Below are 1215 nucleotides of genomic sequence, written 5' to 3'. Positions count from 1 at the left end.
AGGAAGGCCGCAAGCCGCAGCGCGTACCGGGTCAACTCGGTGGGCGTGTCGGCGCTCAGCGGAAGGGTCACCGGGCCGTCCGGTGCGGGCGCGGTGGTGCGCGGCGGTGGGGCCTCGACGACGAGGCTGACGTAACCGCCCGTGCCGGCGAAGCTGTTGACGAGAACCCGCCGGGGCGGGTGCGCGTCCTCCTCCGCGCGCACCAGGCGCACCCGGCCGCCCCCGCCCGCGAGCGTCCCGTCGCCGCCGGTATCCGGCACGGGCGTCGGCAGGAGCCTGCCGCGCCGGAACTGGGCGAGCACCCGGGCCAGCTGGCCGAACCCGGAGGCGGCCTCCATGTGCCCGAGGACGCCCTTCACCGAGCCCACCGGAAGCGGTCGCGGCCGGTCGCCGAACACCCTGCCCAGTACGTCGAGTTCGAGGGCATCGTTCAGGGCCGCACCGGTCGCCGACGTCTCGACGTACCCGATGGCGTCGACGCTCAGTCCGGCGTCGGCCAGCGCCGCCCGTACCGTCTCTTCCAGACGTTCCGGACCGGGCATTCCGTAGTCGCGGGTGCGCCCCGAGTGGCGGCACGCACCGCCGCGCACCACCGCGTGCACCGGGTCGCCGTCGGCCAGGGCACGGGCCAGGGGTTTGAGGAGGACGGCGCCGATGCCCTCACCCGGGATCCAGCCGTCCGAGCGGTCGGAGAAGGGGCGGGAGTCGGCGGACTCGGCGAGCAGTCCGGCCTGCGCGAGGAACTCCAGGTGCGAGGGGTCCAGGACGAGGTTCGCCCCGGCCGCCACGGCGGCCGTGCACTGCCCGGTACGCAGCGACCGTACGGCGGCCTCGACCGCGGCGAGGCCCGAGGCGCAGCCGGAGTCCACCACCAGGCTGGGGCCGCTGAAGTCGAAGACGTGCGACACCCGGTGGGCCAGTCCCGTGCCGGTGGGCACCGCGGCCGTGCCGTCCGGGGCGGTGTCGCGTCCCCTTGCGTGGTCGTGCCACATCGCTCCGGTGAAAACGCCCACCGGGCCGGCCGCGGCGAGCCGGTCCGCGCGCACGGCCGCGTTCTCCAGGCAGGCGCGCACCGTCGCCAGCAGCAGCCGCTCCTGCGGGTCGACGGCCGGTGCGGTGTCGTCCGGGATCCCCGACTCGCCGGGTTCGTCGTCCCCCACGTCGTCCAGGTAGGCGCCGACCGACGCGCCGCCCCGGTCGGTGCGCACGGGCCGG

Annotated in this window: 1 protein-coding gene; it reads right to left on the bottom strand. The window is 76.1% G+C overall.

Features of this window, described 5'->3' with window-relative positions; translation table 11 throughout:
• A partial coding sequence (locus CLM62_RS11800; RefSeq protein ID WP_143659022.1) for a polyketide synthase occupies positions 1 to 1215 on the bottom strand: 1215 nt, incomplete at both ends.

The organism is Streptomyces sp. SA15, from assembly GCF_002291145.1.
Lineage (GTDB): Bacteria > Actinomycetota > Actinomycetes > Streptomycetales > Streptomycetaceae > Streptomyces.
This window is presented reverse-complemented; position numbering and strand designations above follow the sequence as displayed.